Consider the following 24,413-nt stretch of genomic DNA (forward strand, 5'->3'; position numbering starts at 1 on the left):
TAGTGACCTGGGCATACTGCCCGCCATCCGCGAGTACCGGCACATAAAGATGTCGTACCGACGGCTAACGTCTTCCTTGTGACGATTGAACTCGGATCCGTGCTTAGCGCGATCGCCCTTGCGCTCACTGCAGTCGTAGGTTGGGCGGGGCCCCGCTGGACTAGAGAAAGACGCCTGTTGGCGCGCATTCGACGGCTCGGGGAGACCTACGCGCTTGTCCCCGAGTCAGGCGAGCGCGCACGCCTCGGCGTCGTAATCACAGAACTTGCGCGGGAGCTCAATGGCTGGAACGCCGCCGATCAGAGGGCTGCGCGCCGCTGGCGAATTGGCGCGCCTGTCGGCGCTCTGGTCGTTGCATACGCGATCGCGATTCCCGTCTGGTTTTCGACGGGCTTCGACCTAGCCGAGACGGGGGTGGCGCCGTTTGTGGTCGGAGCGATTGCTGGCGTACTCGCGGTCGTCGCCACCGAGATTGCGGAGGGAATCATCGGCCGCCGTGCAGCAGCCGAGGCGCGTGAGGCTCGAGTACGAGCTTTTCGCCAAGGCAAGTCGTTGGAGTCCAACTGATTGCGCGGGTCCATCGACCGCGCGGATCCCCTCAACGCTCAACTCAGCAAGTCGGAACCGAACGTCGCGCCCACGGCGATCGTCACCGCCCGATCGACGGACCGCCAGACCCACCAGGCCCGTAGTGCGGCGCCGCAGGGTCGTACGGCCGGCCGGGGTTGTACGGGTCAACAGCCGGCGCCCGCCGAGGCTCCTGGATCCGCACTTCCGGCGCGAGCCCCTCATCACGTGCGCGACTCATGAGGCGCGTCGCCGTGCTCTGGCTGATCTTCAGGGTGTCCGCGACGAGCTTGAGCGGCGGGTAACTGAGTGCTGTCGCTACGCGATACACGGCGATCGCCGCGTGCAGCGACTCGGTGGGTTCGCGTTCCTCATACGCCTGCACGCGGCTGAGAAACTCCCACGCCCGGATACGGTCGCCATCCCCGTCATCCATCCCGTCGACACCGACTGTGACGACTTGGAAAGCCGACGTCGTCATGATCCAGTGGGTGCGCACTTCGCGGAGCATTTGGCTGGTGATGTCGACGCCTTCCCCTTCGCGCTCGAGCGCGGCGGACGCGACGGCGGTGCGGCCGAGCGCAGCATCCCACTCCACGCGCACGGTGATCGTGCCGGGCACGTCCTGCTCCCCCGACACACGCGCATGCCAGGACTTCGGTAGCGTTACGCGGCTCCCGAGATCGATGCGTTCATCGCTGATGTCATATGCCTTGACGTCTGCCATACAGCCCACTATTCCAGGTCGACGCGAATTTGCGAAGAAGAGTGTCGATGTTGGCTCACAGGTGTGCTACTTTGCGACGAATGAAGATTGACACTGCTGGCTCAACGAAGGGAACGGACATGAACCACTCACCGGAGCACCTCGCTCTGACGATGAAGGATGCCGCCAAGCTGGTCGGCGTCGACTACCGCACGATCAAGCTCGGTATCGAAAACGGGACCATCCCCACGGTCCAGCTCGGTCCGCGCCGGATGATCCCACGCGTTCCGCTGCTCCGTGTGTTCGGGATCAACAGCTGACGGACCGCTACGAAGGGCGTATGCCCCCGACGCAACGGGTATCCGCATTCGGGCAGCCTCAGGTGGAGAACCCGAGTCGGCCAGTAGACGGTTCCGGGAAGGCCCGCTAACGCCGCTGGGTGACGGCCGCGACGAACGAACCGACGTCAGCACCGGCGAAGGGACTCCCCTGCGACTTGGAAACACGTCGTTTCAAAACGGCGCGAACCTTCGGGCGACTGCTAGCCAGCGTCTCCTGCGCGGTGGTGACACCGCTTCAGGAGAAAGTCGGCGTTCGCGGCTTTCGCGGCTTCTTCTTCCCGCTCCGGTCAGTCGCGTCCGGGACCATCTGAATCGTGACCGGGACCCGCATCGCCTGAAGAGCGCGTAGCGCTCGCCGGAGAGAGATTCTCGAAAAGATCGGCAGGTTGTCCGACTTTTTCTCAGGAGTTCTCTTGTGACTCACGATTGCGATGCCCACCGAGAACCGATCTTCCTTCACAGCTTTCGATACGCTCGCGGCCGTATTGGCGTCCGACCTTTTCTCCACAAGCCTCTGCAGCTTCTGACGGGCTTGCTCCGCAGTCCGCAGTAGCTCTGCCGAGTTCGCCGCCTGATTGAAGAGGTGGCTCAGATTGGCCGAACTAGTACCGATCTTGACGTGTACCAGCTCCAGCATGTCACCGTCTACTCGCAGGATGTCGCACGGTTCGACCGCGGTTTGGCCCCTGGGGCTCACATTCGTGCGGTCAAGACATACGGCTTTGATCCGATCGCTAACCTTTTCGTTGTACTCGCCCTCGGACGTCCACTGATGGTCGGGCAAGTTGGCATCTATCCAGAACGGATCGATGTCTTTGCGCAATGAAATAATGAGATCTGTGGAGACCTTGAACCATAGTCCATCGCTGAAGTGATAGGTGTAGGCCGGGTCATCCGTTACCTCGAACACAAGCGACTTATAGATCGACCATCGTTGACGCTGTGCGTGGCTTCCATCTAGCAGCACCAAATAGTCGTGCTTGAGAACGTCCACGCTGAAGGAGCCCTGGTCCACATCGTGCGCTTCGAGGTACTCCCGGTAGTGCTTCACGTAGACGTCGTCGAAAACGGGACTGCTCCCCCGCCCAGAAAACTGGACGAACGTCTCATCCTTGTAGTCCAAAATATCTGGAACCGTCAGCACCACCGGTGCGGATACGTCAAAGATTGCCGACGCGAGCTGCTGATCGAGCGACTCAATGACCTGCGGATCCGTAATCGGGCGAATCTGAGCCACGTCGGGGAAAGTCTTCAAGAACGCGTCAGACTTATACAGTTTGCGCAGACGCGACAAGAGTCGCTTGAGATCCTTCGGCTGCGCCGGAGTGGTGACACGAAGGCTGCTCGCTCCGGTCACACTCCGAACTAGGTCATTGAATCTTGGGCGTGCCTTACCGGTGAGGCTCTTGAGCACGGAGGCATCTCCCGCGAAGCTCAGGAGGGCCAGATCCCCGTCGTAAGGTATCTGGGTCCGACGCCTCTGCGAGGAGTCTGGATCGAGAGTCTCCGTGCTCTTCAGCTTGCGCGGGTCCACGGCGTTGAGAACGACACGCGTTCCGAAATCATGCTCAAACGCATCGTCTCGCAACAAGAATTGACCCGAACCGAAGGTCAGCACCATGATTCGCTTGCCCGACGGAACGAACGCAGCTGCGGAGTTCGACCCCTGGAGAAGTTCCTCGTCGAGGGACAAATATTGTTTCCACCATGGTGCGTCCTGCTTGCCACGCTTGATGAATACACGGAGATCAGGAATCGAACTCGAGTGCTTCTCGGTCTCGATGTAATCATGGTCGGCTCGCAGAGACTCTTCTACGGCTATCCCCGGCTTCAAGGCATAGATCGACATTGATCGTGTAGTCACGTTGCCCCCGTAGTCGTAGCTCAAAGCCAGTATGCCGAATGTGATGCCCCGACGAGGCCCACCCCCTCAGCCAAACCAGATCAATAGTCAGGTACTCCTGCGGCAGAAGAGCGAGAGTTCGCCGCGCGAAAGCGACGAGCCTGGAGTGGGCGATGGCGCGGATGCCCGCGGTTCCCGCTCTCGCGCTGCGTGCCGCGGCTCGGCATGCACAGCGCACACCACGTCCTGAATCGTGAACTCGGTCGTCCCGCGCGCCATCGTCGCCAACCTGCGCTACCGCCTCCTCTGTCCGCGCGACCGTGACCACGATGTTCTGGTGGCGCCGCCGGGTCCGTCCGGCATACAACCCGCCGCGTCAACATCTGACCCCGCCGCCTCAGGGTGACCAGTTCGCTTCGATCGTTAGTCGATAGCGCGCTCGGCGACATTTCTGATCTGCCCGATACGCTGTCTCGTGTGGCGGAATCAGGACCATCGAAGTACGAGATCGATGCTTGGACGAAGCTCAAGCATCACAAGGGCAAGCCGCTTTCAGCGTCGTTTCGAGATGCCAACGACAAGATCGTGAAGGGCGCCGTCGCGGTCGGTTCCCGCGCAAACAGCTACCTCGACGATCACCCAGCAGCGGGGAGCGCGATTGCTCGCGGGAAGAGCGCTGCAGCGAAGGGCGCGAAGGCAGTCGGCGAGGTGGCGGGCAAGATCGGCGATGCGATTCCGGATGGCGTAGGCGAGTGGGCCGGCGCCGCGCTCGACTCCGCGAAGACAACCGCTGCCCGTGCATCGCGCGCCGGGCTTTCCGCTAAGCGAGTTGTGGACCTGCACCGAAAGAAGGGTCATGAAGTTGAGGACCTTCCAGACGTGCGACGACTCGACCTTAAGCAGGTTGACAAGGTTGGCCGCCGCGGCAGCCAGCTTTATTACCCGGGACTCGCAGCGCTCTCCGGCGCAGGAACCGGAATTGTCATCTCCGGGGGTCAGATCGCGACCATCGCGTCGGCTGGCGTCGCCGCAGCACCGTCCGTGGGAGTGGTTGTCGGCGCCGTTGCCGTCGACGCGACCGCAGTGCTTACGCTAGCCACGCGGGCCGTCGGACATGTCGCACTGCTCTACGGTTACGATCCCGAGGATCCCGAGGAGAAGATTTTCGCGCTCTCCGTGGTGAACGCGGGCTCCGCCATCTCCGCAACTGCGAAGACGGCCGCGTTCGCTGATCTCTCCAGGCTTACGCAAGCTCTCGTGCGCGGGAAAACCTGGGAGGTTCTCAACAAGAGCGTCGTCTCCAATGTGTCCAATCAATTCGCGAAAGCCTTCGGTGTGCGACTGACCAAGAAAAGCCTTGGCAAGTTCGTGCCCGTCGTCGGGATCTTGATCGGCGGAACGTTCAACTGGGCGACGCTTGAGGGAATTATCGATGCGGCCGATGCAGCCTACCGACGTCGCTTCCTCGTTGAGAAATACCCGCATCTGCTGGACGATATGGTCGTCGACCTGCGCGTCGTGGATGATGCGAGCACTGATGAGGACGATGACTCCGTCAGTGTGCTCGAGGACCTAGCCGTGGCCGGTGGTCCAGATCTTCGCGGCGGCAATGCGACGCGATCGAGTTCTGAGCCCACGCCCCTCGTCTGATCGCCAGAGCGCCAAGCACCCCGCAAGCGCAACGCTCAGCGCCGCGCTTGCTGCGAGCGTGCAACTTGAAGCAGGCGTCAGTCATATGCGCACGGGGGGTTGTTCCTTGAGCCGGACACGGAGCTCGTCGCCGAGCTTGATGGTCGCTGTCTACCCGGAGAATACCGCGAGCCAGCAGGGCCCGAGCCGGCCATTAGAACGAGAGCCCGCCACCCACGAGCCTGACTGCCAACGCGCGAACGCTCGCGTCGACCTCGCTCGCGGGCCCATCGAGGTCCACGGCATGCGCGTGGACCCGGACACCAACGCTCGGTATGTCGAACCGCCGCGGGGTCGCGTCGCCCGAAACGTAGAGGAGATGCGCATCCTTAACTCCCAGCGCGAGAGCGTATGCAAGCGCCTGGTAGACGTCTCCATTCGGCGGCGAACCGGCGGCATCGGCGAACACCTTGTACTTCGTGTCTGCAACGGTGACGGGCGGCCCTGCACGCGAGATAACAATGTCGGGGCGGAGTACGACGTGTTTCCCGGTGTCGAGGCGCCACTGCTGATCCTGCGCTTCCACGCCGTAGCCAGCATCGGCGAGTTCGACCTGCAAGATATGCGCTACGTACCGCTCGAACACCAACGCCATGTTGACGAGGAAGGTTCCACCGCGCAGGTGTCCGTCGCTGTGCGTCCAGGCGACAGCATCCAGAACTACGCGAGCGATTTGAAGGGCCGGCGAGTAGTGGGCATTCAGCCTGGTTGTGATGATGTCAGGCAGTCGCATCCCGCGCGGGAGCCCCGTCACCTCTGAGAACCGAATCAATAGGTCATTTAGCCGACGCCTCGTCGCGGTTGTGAGATCTGGAACGTCGCGAAGCCGACGAAGTGCCGAGTACAAGATGCGGTTCTCACTGATGTCCTCGGTGAAATCGTCGTAGTCGATCTCGATTGGCAGCGGGATGCCCGGACGTACGGCAAGCTGACGAGCGATGTCCCAGCGCCCTCGAACGACGGACGCCGACTCCTGAACCGACTGGTAGCCCTTAAGTAGGCCTCGCCTCGTCACGACGTCAATCGAATGAACAAGCGCATCGGCCAGCGCCGAGGGGAGCGGCGAATCTGCTCCGTGCGAAACTTCCCCTTCATCGATCGAGAGCTGCATCGCTCCCAGCGATGCCATGTGGATGATGCTGCGCACCGGCGTCTTGGGCTTGATCACGATCGCCACATCTGTCAGCGCCACAACTCCTACCCGTGAGACGTCCGTGACGCGCCATTGCCCGGCGGTGGCGGTGGGCAGAACTCGACAAACGCGCAGGCCCTGAAGTTCGATGGCCTGAGCGAAGGTCAGGTCGACAAGAGTCTCGCCCTTCTCCATCACGACAATCTCGCGGCGCACGCCCGGACCTTAGTTGTCGCTCGCGGGGTCGGGCTGATCCTGGAGCGTAGTCACTGTCGCCTCATTGATTGTCGTCACGCTCTTCAAGAGCGACGTCAGCGCAAACGTCGACGAAACATCCACCGCGGTCCCGAGATGTCGCTCCTCGAGCAGCGGTAGCAGGCTCTCGGTCCAGATGGCGGCAAGGTCGGCTTCAGTCAGATTCTCCTCGCGCAGGAGGTGGCTCGGCCCGATACGGTCCTCCCGCTCGCGAATACGCGAGTTGAGTTCCGCGAAGATCGCGGCGACGGGGAAATCCTGCGGGTGGCTGTTGACCCAACGTTCCACGATGCCGGCGACGGGTGGTACGTCCGGATGAAGCTCGAAGAAGGAGAATCGCCTACGCATCGCCGAGTCAAGAAGCGCGATAGACCGATCAGCGGTGTTCATCGTCCCGATGATCAGAACGTTAGGCGGGAGGGAAAAAGTGTCACCCCCGTCATCGCCTGATCCTGCGTACAGCAGATCGATCGGCTCGTCACGATACTCAAGCAGGTAGTACAGCTCGCCGAAAACCTTCGAGAGGTTCGCTCGGTTGATTTCGTCGATCAGCAGGACGTGCGCGACCTCGGGATCCTTGCGGGCATCATCTGCGATCCGCCGGAGAGGTCCCTTCGTAAGCTCGAACACCAATTGGCCATTCTTCTCACGGGGCCGGTATCCCGCAAAGAAGTCCTCATAGGTATACGACGGGTGGAACTGGATCCGGCGCGCCGCTTCAGGCTTCGCGGTGATGGCGCCAGTCAGCGCTTTCGCAACGAAGGTCTTTCCTGTGCCGGGAGGGCCGTAGAGGATGATCTGACCACGCCGGTGCAATGCGGCGAGCACCCGCTCGATCCAGTCTTCGTCGAGCTTGAGGTTGTGGCTGAGTGATGCGGTGTCGACATCGGCCGGCGTGAAGCCGCGGGGATCATGAATGATCTCTTCGCCGTTGTCGTCATCGACTGGCTTGACCAGCACTGTCGGGGTTATCTCTTGGGGATCCCAGGTGGCACGCAACGGCTGATCGTAGAAGTTCACGGCCTTGCCTGTTTTCTTCTGGAGCGCGATCACGATACGTCGAAGGTCATCGTCTGCGTCAGTCGACGGGGTCCCTCCGATCTCGCCAATGAAAGCCTCACGGATCCGTGAGCGATGTTCGCTCGACACGATCGGGCCGAAGAACCCGGGATGCACGAGATACATCAGCGAGTATCTCTGCGTGGGAAATCCATCACCGTCGATGGAGAGAACGAATTCGCGCCACGACGTAGGTTCGCCCAGCACAACTTCTTGCTGCTCGGTGTCTAGATCAACCCACGCCTTAGCCAAGTTGACGATGATGTTGATCGCGTTGTTGATGTTGGACATCATCCCGGTACCCGGATTGAATGCCCCGCCTGCGAATGCCTCGTCGAAGATTCTCGGAATAGATACGGGATGCGCCATCTCATCGAGAACCGACTGGACCTTCTCCGTCTTTTTCGCGTGCCCCATCACGTTCGCGATAGGGAGAACCTGCATGGCGATGACCTCTGCCATCAACAGCTTCACGTCATCTGAGGCATTCGCCAGCTGAATTGCGACGTTCTCTACAAAGTTCTTGCCGTCAGTCTTCTCCGAGGCCGACCAAAGTTCGTGGAGTTCAGAGACGGTATTCGCCCCCCACACCGCCCTGCCCGGGCTGAAGGCCGACTCGCCATTCCGCAGGCTCTCGTCAACCCAGACGCGCGCCGCTTCGAGGAGCTTTCGCTGCGACGAGTCTCCCGACACCCAGGCGATGGGGAGCGCTTCCTCGATGCTTGACTGCAGTTCATAACGACTTGCCGCGTAGCGACGCGTAGCCTCAAGAAAGAGTTGGTCGCCGGGGAACTCAGCGAGAGCATCCACACCGTCCCGCGTCACCGCCCACTGTCCGGATCCGTTTGGCATCTTGCGAAGCCACCCGGCAGAGACCAGGTAGGCACTTGCCCAGCGCCAGTCCGACTCGCCACGCGAGCGTCCCTTCGCGGTCGGCTCGCTCTCGTGAGTGGTAAACGGAACCTCACGCTGCACGTGCTCCCAAATTTCGCCAATGGGTGCGTACTCGTCGATCGCTCCCCGCTTCGCCAAGTACATGAGAGCTTCTCGGGCCCGTTGCGCCCTGCGGACCCGCTGATCTTCTGCCACTTTGCAATCTCCTCCACAGTCCTGCCTTTCGCAGTCTAGGAGCGCCGAGCACAGCACTCACTCAAACATCGTCGGCACGGCTGGATGGCCGTAGCTGGCCCACAGCGCGCGTAGCGCATCGAACGCCGCTACCGCCCCATCCAACGCCCGGCACTCGGCGGCCCAACAACCGACCCCGTGGCCATCGCGGCCTCGCGGTCCCGTGACGCACGCCGCATCTCCGCCTGAGCCGCGCGCACGGCATCCTGCATCGTAAGCTCCGGTGTGCCGCGCCGCATCGACTCGGCGAGGTGCTCGCGGGCCGCGGCATCCGTCCGCGCCACAACGATCGCGACGTTGTGCACGCGCCCGCGAGTAAGACCGACGTACAGACCCGCCGCGTCCACATCCGGCCCGACCACGGACGCATCGGCCGTGTCGCCCTGCACGCCATGCACCGTCGAGGCGTAGGCAAGCTGCAGGTGCTCCCGCGCATACTCGGCAGACACTCGCCGCAACTCGCCGCTATCGCGAACCGACGCAAGATCCACCGAGTCCTCGCGGATGCCGCGCACGATCCACTGCGCACGATTCTCGACACCCGTGAGCCGATCGTTGCGGCGCGTCTGAACACTGTCGCCGACGAGGATGCGCTGCTCCCCCATCCCCCACGTGACCACGCCGGGATCCAGCTCGCCGTGATCGACCCGCCGCTGCTGGATCGCGTCGTTGATGGCGTCCGCCTCAGCGTTGGTACCACACACCAACGTCACCCGCTTGCCTCGCGCGTGCCACTCGAAGTACGCGTCGATCATCCGCTCACGGGCCGCATCATGATGATCAAGCCGCACAACATGACCGCGTTCCGCCAGCTCACCAGCGACCGCCAGCGCGTGCTCTCGATCTCCCGCATCGCGCAGCCGCAGCGTGAGCGCCGCGTAATCGGGATCGCGGAACCGATGCACCGTATCGAGCTCGACCGTTGCATTCGCATGCCGGATCGCTGAACCCATCGCGCCAGCATGCCCGACCGGCAACGCCTGGTGCGGGTCGCCGACGAACGCGAGCCCGACACCCTGCTCGATCGCAAGCTCGGCGAGCGCATTCGCCGTCTGCAGATCGACCATCCCCGCTTCATCGACGACAATTCGATCGCGAGCACGCAACACGTACCGCGCCGGCCCGCCATATGCGACACCCGTGCTGGGGTCGACCTCACTCACGCTCAGCCGTGTCCACACCATCGCGCCGGCCTCATCGGCACCCCACCGGTAGCCGTGGTCTGCGAGCAGTGCATGAATACTGGATGCCGCAGCCCCGACCTCGCGGGACGCCACCGACGCCGCCTTCCGGGTCGGAGCAACCACGAACATTCGCCGCCGTTGCGCGACGAGCGCTACGAACGCAACGCGCAGCATTGTCGTCTTGCCTGTGCCGGCGGGGCCGGTCACGGTGACGAGTCCGTCGCTCCCGGCGACAGCGCACGCCGCAATGTTCTGCGAAGCATCCAGTGCCGAAATGTCCTCGTTAGGCGCGAAGCGATGCAGCTCATTCGGCAGGAGCGAGCGCCCCGCCCGTGCTAGCGCGTCGAGGCGTCCGGCGAGGCGCACCTTGGCCCGCACCGACTCGGTCGCCATGAAGGCCTTCACGTGCGCGGGCGGAACCTCCGCAACAAGCCGAAAGGCGGCCTTCGCGGCACGCGTCGTTACCTCGACGATCACGCCGCCGAGCTGGTCGCGCTCCGCAACGATGCCCGTCCGCGAGAGTGCACGTATTGCGCCGGCACGGATGTCGAAGGTGCTGAATCGACCACCGCTCGATGTGGACCGTTGGTCCGCATCCACGATCGCCGCAGCAGCGAGCAGATCCAGATCGAGGGCGTGCAGGTCTTTCGGAGCCATGGCAATAGGTGCGCGCGCGGTGATCAGGCTTGGATTGATCTCCGCGATCTCGTCCCGGACGCGCGACTCCCACGACTCCTCGTCGAGGTCGGCCGGCTTGTTCGGTCGCGCTACCGCCCACGCGCGCCGGTCGATCTGTTGCAGCACGTCGACGCTCGGCGCCGATCCCCCGTGCGCCGCCGACCACTCCCCGATCAGGCGTGCGCGGTTCGCCTCGATCTGCGCCGACCGACGCGAGAGCGGGCGCACGGCGCTGGCGAGTTCGGTGATATCCCCCGCGTCGTTGAGCATGTAGCCGTGGCGCGCGAGCGCAGCATTCCACGCTGGGTCTGTGCGCGCAGCGAGCTCGCCCTCGGCGTTGATGACGGTGTGCAGCTTCATGGCGACGCGCGAGTCGAGGTTCGACCACTTGCCGTCTGCGCCGAGCACCTTGATGTTCAGCCAGAGGTGGCGGTGGATGTGCGGGTCGAGCGCGCGCGATCGGCGGTGCTGCAGCTCGACGACCTCGATGCGTGCGATGTCCTCGCGGACGAGCCCGCCATGCCCGCGCCGTGCGTTGAGCTCGGTTTGCCACGTCAGCAGGATGCGCTCGCGCAGCCGGTCTTGCAGCGCCTCGAACTCGGTGGCGAGCTCGGGATGCAGCAACGCAGCAATGCTGTACGACTTCGGGTGATTGAGCGTCCCGTCGAGCAGCAGGTCGGCGTCAGGACTCAGCCGCTGTTGGCCGCGCTCCTCACCCGTGATCGGGTCGTGCCCGGCGAGCCAGACACGAAGTCCCCCGACCGTGAGTTGGTCAGTCGTGATGACGCCGTTGTCGACGATGAACCGAGAGACGGTCGAATCGGATGCTGCGCCATACGTCTCGAGTGCTTCGACGCCGGTCGGGTGAGGCATGTGGGCGTCGCATGTGCCCTCGAGGGCGTACGAGATCGCGTGTCGAACCCCTCGGGATTCGATACCTCTCTTCCATCGCTCCAGACCTCCGCGCATGGCGCCAGAATAGGCTGGGTTTTCCCTCTTATCCAGGGATTTTTACGCAAAGTAGCTAACTGCAGCAGAGCGGTCTTAAACGGCGCTGCCCACCATTGGTGCCTGCGTGCATCGCCTCGATTGCCTTCGTTCATCGCCTCGATTGCCTTCGTTCGCGGTGTGCCCGGGGCGAGGTTCTCTCGAGTCACGGCCGAGAGAAGGACAGTTCTCGGAGGGTGCGCGGCTGTTCTACGTGGCGGCAACGCGCGCAGAAGTACTCGTACCTCTCGTGGAGATCGATCTCCGCAACCAGCAGACGAAACGCGCGCGGGGCCGTCTTGCTGCGACTTCTGGTCAACCGTCAGCTCGCTTTAGCCTCGATAAGCTGACGCGGTGACTGATGGCTTGCTCGCGGGGTTCCAACGCCCGGACGATCCGGCGCTTGACGAGGTAGCGGACGCCCTCCTCGATCTGGATCCTGATGGTTCTGGTTGGTCGGCAGTGATCCGGCACACGTACGACATGATCTACAACGGTCAGGAGACCGGCCGGTACCACTGGGACCAGCTGATGAAGACCGAGAAGACACACTTCGGAACGCTCTTTGAGATCAACGCGCAACGAAAGTTCGGGTTCGACGGATTCGATACAGATCCGACCGACTACCGCATCCGAGGGCACATGGTCGACGCGAAATGGAGTCAGCGAGTTGGCGGGTGGATGCTTCCCCCGGAGGTGGTGGACCACATTGCTCTCGTGGCAACAGGGGACGACAGCAAGTCGGTCTGGTCTCTGGGCCTGATCCGCGTGCGTCCCGAGTACCGAAGCGAGGGGTCGAATCGGGACAAGAAGAGCACATTAAACAAGCTCGGACGCGATGCCGTCCGCTGGCTCTGGCGTGATGCGCCGCTCAGACCGAACGTCTTGCTGCAGCTCGATCGCTCGGCCGTTGAGGAGATTCTCGCTCTGAGGGCGGGAACTAAGCGAACCGACGAACTATTCAGAGTCGCGGAGGGCCGCATTGTCCACCGCGGAGCCGTGCTCACCGTCGCACGACAGCTGGACGCGATGCGCCGCCTACGTGGCGGAAGTGGCGGTTCCCGTCGCGCTCTTGCACCTGAAGGGCTCCTGATCCTGAGCGGCGCGTACCACTCGCGCATCGCGCGCGATCTCGGAGCGCCGATCCCGAAGCGCGATGAGTTTGTTGCAGTCCGAGTCGTGCCGTCGGGCTCGGAGCCTGGGGTGCTCATTGACGGTGAACTCTGGCGGCTCGCACGGCCAGGCGAGCCGATCTCTCGAGCGGCTCCGTCGCTTCCGAACGTAGAGATCACATACGCGCCAGAAGACTCGGAGTAAACGGAGCTAGGTCCCGGTGGCAACAACTGGAGAAATTGAGTTGCTCACAAGTAGAGGGAATCAGTAGGTGGCGCTCGCCGAGCGAGGTCGCCCGCGCGTCAGTTCGACGTTGACATCTCGTGTCGGGCTACGAAGGTCCGCGTGGAGCGGGTTGCTCGCCAGTCTCGTTCGTCTCCGCGGCCCCCGCCCGCGACCTCTGTGACCCGCAGCAGTTGACCCAAGGTCAGCTCGTCGTCGTTGGCCACGATAAGTCCGGCTACCCACTGCAGTCCGCGTGAGGTCTCGATGAGTACAGCGGTCAAGCCCGCTCGCGACGTCTCCACTTTTGCGACACGACCTTCCACGCAATCGGGGTCCTTCCAGGCCGCTGCGGCTTCCCAGTGCGGCTCGCATCGGAGACGGCGCCTGCAGTACCTGCACCCAGACGGGTCAGGCACGGCAAGAAGCGGGACTGCGTCCCGCGCCGCGTCGACTTGGCCGAGTAGCGCGTCGATATCGTGCGGCGAGAACTCGACCGGGAGTGCGCCGTATCGCAGGCTGAAGACGACGAGCGAGACAGGAAGGTGTCCGTACTGCCGCCCGTATAGATGGGCGTAGAGGAGGAGCTGATTGCGGACGTCATTGCTGACTCCGGGTGTTCCGTCATCGCCCGTCTTGAGGTCCACTACAGCACCACCGGCATCGTTCACCACGATGTCCAGCTGCCCATACAGCCGACGCGCGTCGTCACACAGGAACACCTCAGATCGGGCGTGGCTACCGGAGGACTTCAGTAGACGGGCGAGCTCGGCACCGCGACGACGCAACCGTGACCTCGTCAGTACTGAATCCTTGAGGCGCCTCGGGTCGACACCCCATCTCGCAGCCTCGCTGTCCCAGGCCGATTGGAGTGCCGCACCAGGCGCGTCCTCGAGCCATCCGCCGCTCTCGAGCCACGCACCCATCGCTAGGTGGGCGAGCGTACCGGCGTTCCTCGGCGCGGAGGGTGTCGGCGCCATGGGCGCCGCGGTGAATGCTGCCGACGTCGGACAGCGCAGCAGGCGCCCGGCGGATGTCGCTGACAGCCACTGGGCAACGCTCACTGTCGTGACCGCTCGGCATCGGCCATGAGCCTCAGCACACGGCGGGGGTCACGATCGATGGTGAACGCGTCGACAAATACAACACCATCGCACTCGTGCACAGACTCGATGTCTGCGGCTGCGTCTGCGAGTCGCTCCGACATCACGTCTGAGTCGGAGCCCTCGAAGGAGTGCCGGAGAACCACGCCATACAACCCGTAGGGCGAGTCCAGAACCGCAGCAGCCACACCCGGGACGTCGATGACGTTCGCGCCGTATGCGGCCGCCCATCGCTCGATAGCAGCCGATTCCTCTGCGTGGTCAACATGCAGTTGCCCGTCGCGAAGCAGGCCGAACAGGTCGCGCGCGAGCCGCCAGTCGAGAAGGGCGTGGTACGCCATGTTCCCGTAGTCGCGCAGGCACCGATAGCACGACGAGTCGCACATCCGCGGATGGTCTTCCAGCTCGAGCTCGCTCAGGTAGGTCGCGACCGCCTCGAGAAACTCAGGTAGGAACTGCTCCGAACCCAAGTGCGTGCTGAATCCGGCACCGTTTTCGAGAGTGTCGGCGAGGAACGCTTGGACGGTCGGGACGCCCCCGGCTGTGACGCCGGAATAGATTCCCGCGCTGAGCTCGAGAGGAAGGATGTCCAGCTTCGCCGCCGCTACCGTGCGAAGCAGGAACGCAAGCGAGTACCACCCTGCCCTGCGGCCCTCTGTCACGTCGGCGGCATTGGAGGGCTGATGAATCCCGGAGAGGAGGTTGAGGCGGACGCCTTTATCGATGTCGGTCGGCTCCGTCGCTCCGATGAAGAGGAAGTCGGTGTGCTCGACTGCTCCGAGAGCAACATTAATGATCTCACCCGCGGCAAAGCTGGGGTGAATCAGCTCCTGTTGGATTGCCTGCACGGATACATAGCCACCCCAGTTGACGTTCCCCGGGGTGGCCTCCTGGAGCGCGAAAAGCTGTCCTCCGTTGTCGTTTATGGTGTACCGCTCGGCTGGACCGGACAGGACAAGAGCTCGCCCCGACGTTGACTCGGTGAGCTTGTCGGCGTCAGCCATCGCCCGCGCGGCCATCGCCCGCGGCGACCAGGAGAAGTTGCCGTCGAAGTCCTCTTCGCGGCCGCTGCGGAACCCGAGCGGTTCGCGCAGGGGGACCTCGGTAAAGTAGGCGGGACCGGCTCCGCATCGTGGGCAGGTGTCAGTCCCGTCATCGCCTCGCTCGTCGCCGAGGTAGGAGCAGGTTCGGCAGATGAAGAGGGCAGTCGAGTTAGCGAGCGGGTTGGCAACGGGCTCGGGCGGCCGAGCACCGGCTGGCTTGAAATCCGTGATGCCCACGACCGGATACACCTTGCCGTCGCGGACGATCTCGCTCAGCGGAGCGAACGCGCTGACAGCCATGCTCAGATCACGGTCGATGACCATCTTCGGCGGCCATGGGTTAGAGCGCCCGGGACGTTTGAGGTACAGATATCGCACCGATGTGGGAAACCCGAACATGGGGAGAAGACCTGCCTCAGCGAGGAGCTGGCTGAGGTCGTCATGCCTGTCACCGGCGACGGCTGCCGAGATATCAGCGACCAGCGACATGAGCACCGCATCCGCTCGGTCTTCCGCCGAGCTCTCGAACGAGGTGGCCGATGCCAGCGCCTTGGCGACTGAGACGACGCTCGCCCTGTTGATGAGAATCCAATCTTCAAGTCGCGCCCGGATAGTCGTGCCCCAGGCGGCAGTCAATCCGAACTCGCCGTGCACGTTCACCGACGGCTCGTCGTCTTCGCCCGCAAGGTAATCCTTGGATGCCAACCGGAGAATCTCGCTCCTGAGCGAACGGTCGAACAGCTCAGGTCGGTTCAACGTCAGGTAGGGCTTCGGAGTGGGCTCGTTCGTGATGCGCTCTGGCCGCTCGAAATAGTACTCGTCGTGGCTACGGCCTCGGCAGATGGTGAGCGCGATCGCGACGGGAGATCCTCGACGACCGGCGCGCCCGACTCGCTGCTGGTAGTTGAAGCGCGTCGGCGGCATATTGCCAAGGACTACCGCCGACAGCGAACCGATGTCGACGCCTGCCTCCATGGTGGTTGTTACAGAGAGAAGGTCCACAGCGTCAGTCTTGGGATTCTCGTCGCCGGCCAGGAATACCCCCTGGAAGCGGGCTTGCCTGTTTTGGGCGTCTATCCGGTCTGTTTGGCCGGTGAGTTCTGCGGTATTGAGCCTGAAACGACCGTCATCACTCATGGCCTTCCACGCGTAGTAGTCCTCTTCGTTATGGACCTCACTGGGTTCGGCCGGGAGCTTTCGTGCGCACTTCGTGCAGTAACCGTTCCCCGTCATCAGGTGTTGCCGGTGGCATGACTCGCAGACCCATGCACGACCATCGCTTAGGCGAATCGAGACCTTCGATGGGTCGATGAGGTACTTGACGACAGCCGTGCCTGCACGGTCCATCGCGTCCTGGCGCATCGAGTCAGGGTCGCCATGTGTGTCCTCCGAGACCTTCTTCCAGAACTCCCTCAACCGAGTCGTCGGAATATCGCGCACAGTGCGAATTCTGGCGAATCGGCGCTGGTCGGCAAGGATTCTCAGCGCTGCCCGCGCCTGCGCAGTCCCGTTGTCGCCAGGTTCGTCGGGGGGTGCGGTGTCGTCAGCCAGAGTGAGCCAACCGAGCCCCGTCGTCTCGAAGTCACGTCCGCCGCCTGCATAAAGCCCTTCGAGAATCTCGCTCTCCAAGGAGGCATTGATTCTCTGCAGTAGCGACTGCTCGTCGATGGAGAGGTTCCCTTGCGGTTGCACAGGACTCACATCCCAGTTGAAGAGAGAGGCCCATCCCTTGTCGTCCGTGCCGCGCAGACTGGCGTGAGGGCCGCCGGGATTCATGCCGAGCTTCAGAAGGTCGAGCGCAACGAGATTGGCGAGTTCGCTGAGCGTAATGCCCCGCGACAAGCCGGCGATGAGCACTGGCTCCACCGTCGTGTCTACATCGGGCGCCTTCTCCCAGATGTCCCTTAGCGCATTGAACGACGCGGCGTCGCGGGCACGGAGTCTGGCGATCGCCTGCCAGCTCTCGTCCGTCCTGACGCCGTCCGCCACATGCTTGCGCGCGAGCTGCACGTCGACGGCAGGGTCGCTGGTGCCCTGCAGGCGAAGGTACATCAGCTGACGAAGGAGGTCTTGGTAGTGGCGGAGACCCAGTCCCGCTGAGAGCTTCGCCGCATCCTGTCGGCTGTCGGTGAAGACGATGAGCTTCCGCTCGCGCTCGCTCAAGTCATTGGCGAGCTCGGTGGTAAGGACCTGATTGATTTTCTCGAAACCGGTGCGCATGCCCCGGATCGGCGACCGTTGGGTTCTGGGGTCCGACGCCGGGAGCTTTTGACTTCCTGCGTAGTCCTGCGCCCAGTCATCACCACAGGCCGGGCACGAGGTGGGGAACGGACTTACCGTCGCCATGTCACGCTTGAGTTCGCCAGCCCTGTCCCGGGCAACCCGGGCGTGGAAGCTCCAGCCGGTGTGCCCCTTCCCGATGTTCTTGAGCTCACCGGAGCCGGGAGTTAGCTGGCTCGCCCGGAAAGCGTACTTGACCGCGCCGTTGTCGCGTGTCCATTCAACTGCGTTGACCTGAGTGAGGCCCGTTTCCGGCCGCGGCCAGTACACGACGTAGTTGTCGGCGGTCCGCTGAAGGCTCACCTGGTCCGGGAGCTTCGCGAGTTCAGGAACGTCTGACAGGAGCATCGTCTTCACCATCTGCTCCTGCGGCTCCCCCTCCGGCGCGAACCCGCCGAGGAACGCGTCGCCGCAGTTCTGGCAGTAAAGGAGCTCGAGAACTCGCGCCCCGCATTCGCACCTCGTTGCAGGCTCCGCGTGGAGCTTGCCGATGCGTCGGTCAGGGTCAGGATTCGCCACCGCAGAGCAGTCAGGGTCAGTGCATGCCCACATCCCAGCAACGTTGCGGAAGAACAGGTGGGCACGGAGCTTCGGGTCCCGGTCGTCCGGTGCGGCAGCGAGTCCTTCGAGAACTCGAGCGACGGCAGTCTTGGCCACCGACGCGTTCGCCGCGGGGAAGATAGCAGCGGCTATGTCATCGACTTTCTTGGCCGCCCCGTTCTTCGCGTGGAGCGCAGTACGCAGAGACTCGACGACTCCTCCGTCCCGTGCCGCTGTCGCGGCCGCTTCAGCAGGTAGGGCCGCGAGAGCGGCGGGGTCCACATTCGATGCCGCTTCGGTCTTCGAAGGAATCTTGTTCGTGCCTTCAACGAACTCAAACGATCCTGGCGCGACGTCGAAGAACTGATGCAGATAGTCCTCATCACGCTTGGGGTCCAGCGAGGCAGACGCTGCGAGCACGCGGAACTGGTCGGGGCGCTCGTCAAGACCAAGGCGACGCTTGAGGTGGCGAAGGAGGTAAGCAACCTCACTACCGGCCGTACCGCGGTAGGTATGGAGCTCATCGACGACGAGTGTGAACCGGTTGGCTGGGTCCTCGAGCCACTCGCGCGTCGATTCGAAGAAGTGGCTATCGCGCTCTCGCATCAGCATGACGTTCAGCATCGAGTAGTTGGTGATGAGGATATCCGGCGGCGCGTCCGCCATGTCCCACCGGGAGCGCATCTCGGCACCGTCCAGCCGAGGCACGAAGTACCGCATGTCTTCATCCGAGTTCTGGGTCGCGAGCTCTCTGGCGCGCTCCCCACGCACGGCCGTCGCGCGGAGGTATGCGGCCAGTTCGTTCACTCTGAGTTGATTGGTGCGCTTGCCGGTAACCGGCGTCGCGCCGGTGTACCTGCCGAAGTAGAAGCGGTGCCCATTGCGGTGTTCGTCGAGCCAAGCGCGGACGGCGTCGCTGTCGAGCGCCTTGCGCAGCCGGATGAGCTGGTCGTCTACGAGCGCATTCATCGGGTAGAGCACTATGGCGCGGACTGCCGCTCGTCCAGCGTCGGCCTGCCGCTGGGTCGCGAAGCTCGCACCAGGGGTTTTCCACCAGCTCGGCCCACTGCTCGCCGTTCCCGTCCATTCGCGCGATTCATCAAGTAGCGACGAGATCAGCGGCAGCATGAAGGACTCGGTCTTACCGGAGCCTGTTCCTGCGGTGATGACCATGTTCTTGCCAGACGTGACACCAGCGGCCAGTGCGGCTTCCTGGTGACCATGTAGGGCCGGCACGCCCTTTAGCAGGCCCCGCGATGCGAACTCGGCCAGTTCGGGTGCCGCTCCGACTGCGATCACTGAATCCGTCAGCGACCTTCCGGTGCCTTCGTACTCCGGCCGCAGCTCGAGCAGAGGTTCGCGGAAGACACCGCCATCCCGGTCGAGGAGCGCCCGCCGCTCCGCCTGGAGGTTGGGGTCCGCCAGCCCGAACGGCGTGTCGTAATACTTGAAGTAGGCCTCTCGGAGGTGCTCAAACGTCTTGACGGCATCGAGATGACGCGGAGCGGGAGCGTTCATGTGGAGACAGACCTCTCAGTCGTTGACCAGCGGTTGGCCGAGCGATGTGCAGATGCGCGCCGCGACGTCGCGAGGCACGTTCTCGTAGATGGCGGTGGTCGCGACGTTTCCGAACTTCGGAGGAAGCCCAGTGCACAGAACAAGCGCACGGCCATGGAGGACCGGCAGCGGTGCGCCCCAATCGACGAAGACGGTACCGAGGTCGGCGCCGACCCGCCCCGTGTCTGATCGCCAGCGCAACGCGGACTTTCCTTCGCGAGCAAGCTCCGCGAAGCTCCCGCTGGACAGGTTGCATTCGAACCACTCGCCGTCGCGACGGGTCAAATATCGCGGCCTCCCATGGACCTGCTCGCTATATAGTCCGTCGGACGGATTTATGTCCGAAGCGCTGACAGGCTCCCACTTACGCGGATTGCTCTCTACGAGGCGCGTGAGCTCCGACCTATAGGCGGGCGGCCCGGTAATGACGTGCGGCTTCGTCTCCGTGAGAGCCCCGGCGATACGGACCGAGGCCAGCCCCGCGAGCGCAACTCCAGCTTCCGCTGCGCCTTCGGTCAGCTCAGCCTCAGTCCTGAACGTGACGTAGTAGGTGATGGGAAGCGGCATCTCGTCTTCGGATGCCTCCCGGCGCGCTGGCGCGAGTCCACCCCAGAACTCATCGAGCGGCCGAGTCGTCCGTAGGCGTCGCGCGCCCGCGAGGACGGCGAGTCCATCCGCACCCGGCAGGCGGACAAGCGCGGTCGGCGCCATATACCAATGCCCGTTGTCCCAGTCCACTTCGCAGTGGCCGAGAGACGACATGTCACGGAGCCAGCGCCCGCTCGCCCACGGCGGCAGACTTAGGTCAACCGTCCTGCTAATCCAGTCGACCCGGTTGCGGAGGTCAGCGATTGTGCCAGAGCCGACCTCACTCATCCACCGCAGCAGGATGTCTCCGACCGACTCATTCATGGGCCAGTCCCAGCTGCAGCGTCCAGTAGGCATTTCCGGTCGCGTCGGCGGTCCGCGCCCATGTGCCAAGCACATCAAAGGACGCTCTTACCTCGCGGGGCGTCCCAGGCGTCAGTCGCGCAAGATGCCAAACTTCGCCTGCTCGCTGAGCAATCCACTGCGCGGATGGGCGCAGGGGGACCTCGAAGAATGCCGGCGCATAAGGGAACCCAGCCTCACCAGCAAACGTCGGCGACCCCGGCTGAATGCAGCGATGCGCACGCCCTCCATCTACGAGCAGCCAGGTCTCCTCGCGGTCGCGTCGGCAAAGGACGACTGGCGCATCGGTGACGGTGTCGACGATGCCACCGCAGATACGGATGCTCGCGGAGTCCACGGTAAAGATGCCGTCCGCCGACCAACCCGCTGCGCCGGTCCCCCGCGGTTCCGCGGCGAGCGCGGACTCCGCCCGCAGGGTGAATCGCAGCCTCTGGCCGTCAGCCACGACGTCTACGTTGCCCTCCGGATTGGGGAACCGGCGAAGCGGGAAGGGGAATCCGTTCGCCATGATGAGTTCCTCGACGCCATTGAGACTCAGAACGGCCAGGTCGGGCTCTTCCGGAGTGGGCATCAACACGTCCGGTTCACCGCCGAGAAGATAGTGGTTCGGGGCGAGGTCACGGTCGATGGGCAGGCCGCGAACGAAGCGCGCACGCGGAACGAGGGTCGGCGCGACGCCGAGTAGACGGAGGTCGGGCTCCTCGCTCAGCGCGGCCTGCAGCGCTTTATCGTCCGTGAACCGCACACCCTCGAAGAGGGTGAACCCGGGGAGGAGCGGGTTGGCGCTCTGCCGTCGCACCGTCCAGTCGTCACCACCGGCACGTTTGAGGACTCGCGATACTGCGGATGACTCAGCGGCAGAGGCGGCGATCACGTGGGTCTCGAAGGGTGTGATGCCAGCGGTCGAGGACCACGCGCCCGTCTGCGCGTCGCGGAGGAAAATGAGAATGTCCGTCCTCGGGAACTCTGCTGCGAACTGCGAGCCTCGCAGCCGGAACCCCTGGCGTATGAGCTCCGGCGTGACGGCGGGCGCATGCTCGGCGATGTAGTACCGGTACGGCGGCTCCTGTGACAGGGAGACCTGCGCATCGGTGCCAGTCAGCCCATCGAGCAGGATGGGCGAGTCGACTTCGTCCTGAACCGGGAAGAGCCAATCCGTGGTCCACTCTTCGAGGTCGATGCCCAGGCGGATTGCAATCCGACGTCGACCATCTCGGGTGATGGCATGACCGTCCCAGGCCGCACCGAAGGCGAGCACTACGGCGGCAATCAGACCGCGTCTTTGGTCGTCCTTGAGCGCGGCCAGGAATGTCTCCCCAAGCCGGTTCTGGCGACGTGACGTCCAGACGTCAAGCGCGCTGAGCATGGTCCTTTCATCCGGCAGACTGTCCGGCTCGAGGACCATCGCGGTGAAGAGGCGGGTGAGCTCGGCACGGTCGTTTCGCGTAAGAAGGGCCTGCGACTGCGGGTACCCGATCCGTGTGAGCCGCTCGTGGGTCCGGATAGTCGACGCCCCGACCCGTCCACCCTGGTCGGTAACCCACTCATCCAGCGAAACCCACATGGAAACGACGTCCTGAAACGCGCGTCGCACCTCTTCTCGCATTGCGATGACTTGGTCCGGTCCAGCCTCAGGGTCGAGCGACTGCGCCAGACGAAGGTAGTAGTTCGTGGACAGGCCCTTCTCATCTGAGCGCATGCGGGAGGCCGCAAGCACCGTGAGCGCCAGGACCGGAAGAACGGGTGGAGGCGTCGCCCGGTCTCCCTGCTGCCACAACCGCCGTTCTCGCTCCACTCGGCCGAAGTACGCGCCATGAGTGAGCGAGCTCGAGTCCCGAACGGCGAGCGCAAGATCGGGCGCGGGATTTTCAAGGTCAGGCGCAATCCGCCGCAGTTCGGCGTCGTCGACGAAGAAGACGAACGCTCCGCTCTGCTCGAACAGGAACTTTTCGGACAGGGTGTTCTGCCACCACAGGTAACGGTCATCCGCCATTGGTCCCATCGCAAACCCTCCCCCAAGACACACCATACATACGCCGCCCGCATTCAATCCTTCTCCCCGCATGCGTCCGCGACGGCGGCGTGGGGGGATACAGGGCCTGTGTGGGAGAGACTCCGGACGATGCGAAGCCATCGGTCTGCGCGCGCCGCAAGAATATGCAGGCCAATCGTCGTCGTGACACACGTCCCGAACTCGCGCTGAGGTCGCCGCTGCACGCCGCAGGTCACCGCTACCGGATGGACCACCGCATCGACTTTCCCGGCGCCCGCGTGCGCCCGACATTGTCTTCACGCGGCGGAGGCTCGCAGTGTTTGTCGACGGCTGTTTCTTGCATTCCTGTCCTGAGCACGGCGCGGAGTCCAAGATGAACTCCTCGTACTGGAGCCCAAAGTTGCAGGGCAACAGAGAGCGGGATGCACGCAACAACGCTGCGCTCCGCGACCAGGGGTGGGCCGTGCTCCGCATCTGGGAGCACACCCCGCCGCGAGAGGTGTTCGCACAAGTCGAAGCGGCGTTAAGGCAGGTGTCTTGATTTCGTGGGCCCCTCCTGCTTGCCTCCCAATTCCAGGGCTCCGCGGTCGATGGGTCGCGCCCACGCTTCGGTGCAACGCGGGCCACATCGAAGGAGTCCTGGCGAGCCAGGAATGTCGGTGGCTTGCAGCATCGTAGAGTGAACCGCGCGGGCATCCGCAGGGATATGCCGAGGAGAACTTGTGAGCGAGACGAACCTGAGTGTTCTAGAGATCTGCGCTGGCGCAGGCGGGCAGTCCTTCGGTCTCGAACAGGGCGGCTTCGAGCATGAGCTGGCCGTTGAAATCGACAAAGACGCTGCTGCGACGCTAAGACTCAACCGGCCGCAATGGGATGTGAAAGAGGACGACGTCAGAAACGTTGATGGCAACAAATACCGCGGCATCGACCTTCTCGCTGGCGGAGTACCTTGCCCGCCGTTTAGCGTGGCAGGCAAGCAGCTAGGGGCCGACGACGAACGCGACCTGTTCCCGGAAGCACTACGGCTGGTGCGGGAAGCAAAGCCGTCCGCCGTGATGCTCGAGAACGTGAAAGGGCTCGCCTCAGCACGCTTCGCCGCGTACCGCGAGTCCGTCATCGGAGAGCTAAATAAGCTTGGCTACACGGCAGATTGGCAACTTCTCTACAGCTCAGAGTTCGGGGTTCCGCAGCTACGTCCGCGATTCATTCTGGTTGCAATCAAGGGACGCAGGGCAGACCGATTCGAATGGCCCGGTGCGGTTGGAACCCCGGTCACCGTGGGTGAAACCCTTCGCGACCTCATGGCGGAAGGCGGCTGGGCTGGCGCCGCAGCATGGGCACGCAAGGCGAACGGGATCGCACCAACCGTGGTCGGTGGCTCCAAGAAGCATGGCGGCGCAGACCTCGGACCTACGCGAGCGAAGGCCGCTTGGCTCACGCTGGGCGTGGACGGCAAGGGCATCGCTGATGCACCACCCGCCGCTGACGCGCCGTTGCACTACACGCCACGCCTCACCAATCAGATGGTTGCTCGCATTCAGGGATTCGACCCCAGCTGGGAGTTCGCGGGCCGAAAGACCTCCGTCTACCGCCAAATTGGCAACGCGTTCCCGCCGCCCGTGGCGGCAGGTGTAGGCAGTGCAATCAAGCGAGCACTCGGCGCAAGTGCGTCGGCTCGTGGCAGTCTGCGTGAAGTCGCCTAACGCCTCATCCCACGCATTCTCGCCACGTGTCGTTCCTAGCGTTCAACGCATGACGAAAGTCATTACGTTCGCGTTCTCTGGAGACGCTTGCTTCGCGAATCCGCTCACTCGTCACGGTGCGACCGTGTCGCAAACTTGCCTTCACTCCGACAATCAGCCACCCAAGCGATCGGGCGCGGCGCAGTGCTCGGCGGCGAGCGGCTGCTAAGCGGAGCGCGCCAGCGCGGAGTCTGCAAGGAGTGAGCGGCGAGAACGGAGCCGCGACCGATCGCTACACTCTCCGCGTCGGAGGGAGGAGCCCCCCATCCGAACGCCAGTGGACGACGTCTTCCGACATCT

General features: G+C 63.6%; 15 protein-coding genes and 1 pseudogene. 6 read left to right on the plus strand and 10 right to left on the minus strand.

Translation table 11 applies throughout. From position 1 onward, the window contains the following. The first annotated feature begins 177 nt into the window (after nucleotides 1-177). Nucleotides 178-567 carry a hypothetical protein gene (locus ACXZ1E_RS04965; protein ID WP_458042307.1) on the plus strand — a complete coding sequence of 130 codons (390 nt, stop codon included), beginning with the start codon at nucleotides 178-180 and terminating at the stop codon, nucleotides 565-567. Nucleotides 568-649: 82 nt separating this feature from the next. Here ACXZ1E_RS04965 and ACXZ1E_RS04970 read toward each other — a convergent pair whose 3' ends face one another. After that, nucleotides 650-1,294, minus strand: a complete 645-nt coding sequence (locus ACXZ1E_RS04970; protein ID WP_458042308.1) for a hypothetical protein — start codon at nucleotides 1,292-1,294, stop codon at nucleotides 650-652. A 119-nt stretch (nucleotides 1,295-1,413) separates the two neighbouring features. On the opposite strand from ACXZ1E_RS04970, the gene ACXZ1E_RS04975 reads away from it, so the two are divergent. Next, on the plus strand, nucleotides 1,414-1,593 hold the full coding sequence (locus tag ACXZ1E_RS04975; RefSeq protein WP_458042309.1) for a DNA-binding protein: 180 nt from the start codon (nucleotides 1,414-1,416) through the stop codon (nucleotides 1,591-1,593). Nucleotides 1,594-1,849: 256 nt separating this feature from the next. Here the strand turns inward: ACXZ1E_RS04975 and ACXZ1E_RS04980 are convergent, their stop codons facing one another. Continuing rightward, a complete protein-coding gene (locus ACXZ1E_RS04980) occupies nucleotides 1,850-3,478 on the minus strand; it encodes a DUF6119 family protein (protein ID WP_458042310.1) in 1,629 nt (542 codons plus the stop codon). A 381-nt stretch (nucleotides 3,479-3,859) separates the two neighbouring features. Here ACXZ1E_RS04980 and ACXZ1E_RS04985 point away from each other — a divergent pair, with 381 nt between their 5' ends. Continuing rightward, nucleotides 3,860-5,107, plus strand: a complete 1,248-nt coding sequence (locus tag ACXZ1E_RS04985; RefSeq protein ID WP_458042311.1) for an EcsC family protein — start codon at nucleotides 3,860-3,862, stop codon at nucleotides 5,105-5,107. 193 nt (nucleotides 5,108-5,300) lie between these two features. Here the strand turns inward: ACXZ1E_RS04985 and ACXZ1E_RS04990 are convergent, their stop codons facing one another. From ACXZ1E_RS04990 to ACXZ1E_RS05000, 3 genes are all read right to left on the minus strand, one after another. Beyond that, on the minus strand, nucleotides 5,301-6,494 hold the full coding sequence (locus tag ACXZ1E_RS04990; RefSeq protein WP_458042312.1) for an McrC family protein: 1,194 nt from the start codon (nucleotides 6,492-6,494) through the stop codon (nucleotides 5,301-5,303). A gap of 9 nt (nucleotides 6,495-6,503) precedes the next feature. Next, entirely contained in the window at nucleotides 6,504-8,402 is a 1,899-nt protein-coding gene (locus ACXZ1E_RS04995) for an McrB family protein (protein WP_458042313.1), read from the minus strand. A 407-nt stretch (nucleotides 8,403-8,809) separates the two neighbouring features. After that, the gene (locus ACXZ1E_RS05000; protein WP_458042314.1) at nucleotides 8,810-11,455 is read right to left on the minus strand and encodes an AAA family ATPase; all 2,646 of its coding nucleotides are present in this window, start codon (nucleotides 11,453-11,455) and stop codon (nucleotides 8,810-8,812) included. A gap of 468 nt (nucleotides 11,456-11,923) precedes the next feature. On the opposite strand from ACXZ1E_RS05000, the gene ACXZ1E_RS05005 reads away from it, so the two are divergent. Beyond that, nucleotides 11,924-12,886, plus strand: coding sequence for a NaeI family type II restriction endonuclease (locus tag ACXZ1E_RS05005; RefSeq protein ID WP_458042315.1), 963 nt, complete (start codon nucleotides 11,924-11,926; stop codon nucleotides 12,884-12,886). A gap of 98 nt (nucleotides 12,887-12,984) precedes the next feature. On the opposite strand, the gene ACXZ1E_RS05010 is transcribed toward ACXZ1E_RS05005, so the two are convergent. The 5 genes and pseudogenes from ACXZ1E_RS05010 to ACXZ1E_RS05030 all read right to left on the minus strand — a co-directional run bounded on the left by ACXZ1E_RS05010 (nucleotide 12,985) and on the right by ACXZ1E_RS05030 (nucleotide 22,371). Then, complete coding sequence (locus tag ACXZ1E_RS05010) at nucleotides 12,985-13,968, minus strand: PD-(D/E)XK nuclease family protein (RefSeq protein WP_458042316.1); 984 nt, start codon at nucleotides 13,966-13,968, stop codon at nucleotides 12,985-12,987. Beyond that, a complete protein-coding gene (locus ACXZ1E_RS05015; protein ID WP_458042869.1) occupies nucleotides 13,965-18,590 on the minus strand; it encodes a helicase-related protein in 4,626 nt (1,541 codons plus the stop codon). Before ACXZ1E_RS05015 ends, ACXZ1E_RS05010 begins: the two co-directional genes overlap by 4 nt. Nucleotides 18,591-18,797: 207 nt before the next feature. Beyond that, a pseudogene (locus ACXZ1E_RS05020) lies at nucleotides 18,798-19,388 on the minus strand (DEAD/DEAH box helicase); the annotation flags it as partial. Between the two features lie 15 nt (nucleotides 19,389-19,403). Then, the gene (locus ACXZ1E_RS05025; RefSeq protein ID WP_458042317.1) at nucleotides 19,404-20,339 is read right to left on the minus strand and encodes a hypothetical protein; all 936 of its coding nucleotides are present in this window, start codon (nucleotides 20,337-20,339) and stop codon (nucleotides 19,404-19,406) included. Next, nucleotides 20,332-22,371: a hypothetical protein gene (locus ACXZ1E_RS05030; RefSeq protein ID WP_458042318.1), complete on the minus strand. Its 2,040-nt coding sequence runs from the start codon at nucleotides 22,369-22,371 to the stop codon at nucleotides 20,332-20,334. Before ACXZ1E_RS05030 ends, ACXZ1E_RS05025 begins: the two co-directional genes overlap by 8 nt. A gap of 110 nt (nucleotides 22,372-22,481) precedes the next feature. Between ACXZ1E_RS05030 and ACXZ1E_RS05035 the strand changes: the two genes are divergently transcribed. Both ACXZ1E_RS05035 and ACXZ1E_RS05040 read left to right on the plus strand, forming a co-directional pair. After that, nucleotides 22,482-22,748 carry a hypothetical protein gene (locus ACXZ1E_RS05035; protein ID WP_458352058.1) on the plus strand — a complete coding sequence of 89 codons (267 nt, stop codon included), beginning with the start codon at nucleotides 22,482-22,484 and terminating at the stop codon, nucleotides 22,746-22,748. A 345-nt stretch (nucleotides 22,749-23,093) separates the two neighbouring features. After that, nucleotides 23,094-24,074: a DNA cytosine methyltransferase gene (locus ACXZ1E_RS05040; RefSeq protein WP_458042319.1), complete on the plus strand. Its 981-nt coding sequence runs from the start codon at nucleotides 23,094-23,096 to the stop codon at nucleotides 24,072-24,074. Nucleotides 24,075-24,413: the final 339 nt, after the last annotated feature.

This window comes from Pacificispira sp. HM-600, assembly GCF_977993705.1.

Bases quoted from the DNA above. Each gene is read 5' to 3' on its own strand.
- ACXZ1E_RS04970 (WP_458042308.1), bottom strand. From the start codon at position 1,294: ATGGCAGACGTCAAGGCATATGACATCAGCGATGAACGCATCGATCTC.
- ACXZ1E_RS04975 (WP_458042309.1), top strand. From the start codon at position 1,414: ATGAACCACTCACCGGAGCACCTCGCTCTGACGATGAAGGATGCCGCC.
- ACXZ1E_RS05000 (WP_458042314.1), bottom strand. From the start codon at position 11,455: ATGCCTCACCCGACCGGCGTCGAAGCACTCGAGACGTATGGCGCAGCA.
- ACXZ1E_RS05015 (WP_458042869.1), bottom strand. From the start codon at position 18,590: ATGCGGTACTTCGTGCCTCGGCTGGACGGTGCCGAGATGCGCTCCCGG.
- ACXZ1E_RS05025 (WP_458042317.1), bottom strand. From the start codon at position 20,339: ATGAATGAGTCGGTCGGAGACATCCTGCTGCGGTGGATGAGTGAGGTC.
- ACXZ1E_RS05030 (WP_458042318.1), bottom strand. From the start codon at position 22,371: ATGGCGGATGACCGTTACCTGTGGTGGCAGAACACCCTGTCCGAAAAG.